Consider the following 2,638-nt stretch of genomic DNA (forward strand, 5'->3'; position numbering starts at 1 on the left):
GTCGACACCGACGAAGCCATCGTCGACGCCGTCCAGAAGATCGCCGACGCGCACGGTGTCCCGATGGCCCAGGTCGCACTGGCGTGGGTACTGAAAAACCCTGTCGTGTCCGCGCCCATCGTCGGCGCCACCAAGACCCACCACCTCACCGACGCCGTCGCCGCGCTCGACCTCACGCTCACCGAGGACGAGATCGCCGCACTGGAAGACCCCTACACCCCGCGCCTGCCCACCTACTTCTGATCGGCCAACCACGGCCGGCCCCGCAGCGCGGGGCCGAACGCCGTCGAGGTCCCGGCGTCGCCAGCCCTGGGGCGGCCGCCGGTCGCCTCCGGTAACCCGTTGACACGTCTGGGCCCATCCGGCGTCATCCGGCCCGGCCGGGAGCGTGTCCCGGCACCGCCTACGGACGATCACTGCCTCGACGCCTGAACCACCGTCCGAGGTACAGGGCGAACGGCAGCCGCACGTGTGGTGCCGCTCGCCCCACTCGTTCCCGCTGCCGGATCCCTCCGCGAAGGGCCCATCTGTGACCGAGCATGCGACAACCCCACTACTACGGAAGCCGTACCACGCTGAAGGTCGGCAATACCGATGTCATGGCCCGCAAGATTCGCAGCATCATCGACTGCGGCGTGCACCGGATCGAGGCCGCCGATCCCCACCCGGCGGACTGCGACGCGACCGTCAGGCGCAACGTCCGCGAGCAAGACGCCGACACTCGCCCCATCATCAGGGGCCCGCTTCCCAGCCTGGCCAGCCACGGCACCAGTGTTTGCTGGGCAGCCCCATCCGGAACGCCTACGTCTGCATGGTCATGACAACGATGGCCGAGAAACTCAGCTTCTCCAGCAAGGCCGGCGCACCCTTCACGACACACGCCATGAGCGACCTGGGCGCCACCGCACGCGACTACGCGGCCTCCTGCCCCGGCGCCACCTTCGTAGGAGGGCTGGCAGTCCAAGGCGAAAGGGTCGACCAGGCCAACAGCGCCATCAATGCCTGGCTGCAACACATCGACCTCGCCGCCTCCTGAACGCGCCGTACCAAGTTCCTCCCAGGCAGAGCTCATCTCCTCCGCCGACGGCCGGATGAGACCGGCAGAGCGGGGCTGAGATAGGAGCCCGAAGCCGGCAACACGCTGAACTTGACAGGGAACAGACCCGGTCGGTGTAGAGCTTCGTCGTCAGCTGGACGCCGCAGCCTCCGAGCAGCAGCCCGCACCAGAACGTGTCGTACTCGTGCCGACGTCGGAAGGCGTCCAGCTCGATCGCCTCCAGCGGCAGCATCAGCGGCTCCTCCGAGTCCGCGCTGCCCAGGACCGCCGTCTGAATCTGCCGCCTGTCACCGCGCACGAACCCCCACCTTTCGTCCCAACTCATCGTGCCACTCATGGCGTTGGCCTCACAGACCATCACCGTGATCAAGCCGTCGTGCGCAGTGACGCAGGATGCGCGACAACGGCCGCCGTCCCGCCCTCCCGTGCTGCTCGTTCCGCCCGCGCCCGGCGCAGGGCAGCGGCCTCGGCGGCCGCTGCCTGGCGACGGCGCTGTGCGCGGGTCGTCTCGATCGGGGCCGGCGCATCATCGAGGCCGGCCTCTGGCTCGGGGAACGCCCGCGCGCTGAGCTCGCGCATCGCCCGGCTCTGCCGCTCGGCTGCCTCAGCGATCGCCGTGTCGACACGGCTGACCGGGCGGACCTCCTGGTGCGCCGCGAGCGCGCGGCGGTAGCCGTCGCATGCGTTCTCCCGTGTCTTCGCCGGCCCCTTGGGTGCGGACGCCGGGGCGGCGACGTCGTCCGGCCCGGGCACGGGCACTGACCTGGGCGCGAGGGTCCGCAGGCCGCGCACGACCGTACGTCCCGCCGACTGGTTCGCCGCCTCGACGACGCCGGCCTGCTCCAGGCGTAGCCTCGTCGCCCAGGCCGCCGATTCCGGGCACAGGGTGAGCCGGCCGGAGTCGGCGTCGTAGCCGACCGCCGCGACATGCCCGGCGAACCCCGGGGCGATCGCCTGCTCGCCATCGCCTGGAGCCTGGGCCTCGCGGTGCTCGGCTACTTCTGGTCGACCTCGAAGTTCAACAGCGACCCTCAGTAACCGCCATGACAACGCGAGCCACCTCCCGCAACCCGTCCCGCCCAGCGCGGCGGCAGGGCGGCTGGGGCCGGTGGAGGGGGAGACGATAGCGTCGGTGCCGATCGCGACCGGCAAGCTGCTGGTGTACCTGGCGCCGGGGCCGGGACCGCGAACGCCGTGACCGACCAGGGCCGGGGCTCAGCGCACCGGGAAGCCGAAGGAGTAGCCCTGCTCCTTGAGCCAGGGGAGGATTTGGCGCAGCGCCTCGACGGTCTGGGAGCGGTCGCCGCCCGCGTCGTGGAAGAGGAGCGTCGGCCCGCCTGGCAGCTCCCGCTCGACGGTGGCGACGATGGCGTCCGTGCCCGGCCGCTCGAAGTCCTTGGAGTCCACGTTCCAGCCCAGCGGGCGCATGCCCCGGGAGGCGGCCAGCTTGCGGCTGTAGGGGGTGAAAGCCCCGCCGGGCGCCCGATAGTACATCGGCCGTACGCCCCCGGACGCCTCGGTGATCATGCGTTCGGCGTCGAGTAGCTGCTGTGACTGGTAGGCCTGGGACTTGGTGTCCAT

The 2,638-nt window shown here is 70.8% G+C and carries 4 protein-coding genes; 2 read left to right on the plus strand and 2 right to left on the minus strand.

Annotated features, from left to right (window positions below; genetic code table 11):
• Window positions 1-243 (plus strand): aldo/keto reductase (locus ABT114_RS50155; protein ID WP_351154005.1); only part of this gene is annotated, 243 nt, incomplete at its 5' end.
• A 583-nt stretch (window positions 244-826) separates the two neighbouring features.
• The gene (locus ABT114_RS50160; protein ID WP_351154008.1) at window positions 827-1,036 is read left to right on the plus strand and encodes a hypothetical protein; all 210 of its coding nucleotides are present in this window, start codon (window positions 827-829) and stop codon (window positions 1,034-1,036) included.
• Between the two features lie 387 nt (window positions 1,037-1,423).
• Here ABT114_RS50160 and ABT114_RS50165 read toward each other — a convergent pair whose 3' ends face one another.
• Window positions 1,424-2,209 carry a DciA family protein gene (locus ABT114_RS50165; protein WP_351154011.1) on the minus strand — a complete coding sequence of 262 codons (786 nt, stop codon included), beginning with the start codon at window positions 2,207-2,209 and terminating at the stop codon, window positions 1,424-1,426.
• Window positions 2,210-2,272: 63 nt separating this feature from the next.
• A partial coding sequence (locus tag ABT114_RS50170; protein WP_351154014.1) for a polysaccharide deacetylase family protein occupies window positions 2,273-2,638 on the minus strand: 366 nt, incomplete at its 5' end.

This window comes from Streptomyces sp. NPDC002088 (assembly GCF_040296605.1).
Lineage (GTDB): Bacteria > Actinomycetota > Actinomycetes > Streptomycetales > Streptomycetaceae > Streptomyces.

Excerpts from the sequence above, each read along its gene's own strand:
- ABT114_RS50160 (WP_351154008.1), top strand. The coding sequence starts at position 827 with ATGGCCGAGAAACTCAGCTTCTCCAGCAAGGCCGGCGCACCCTTCACG.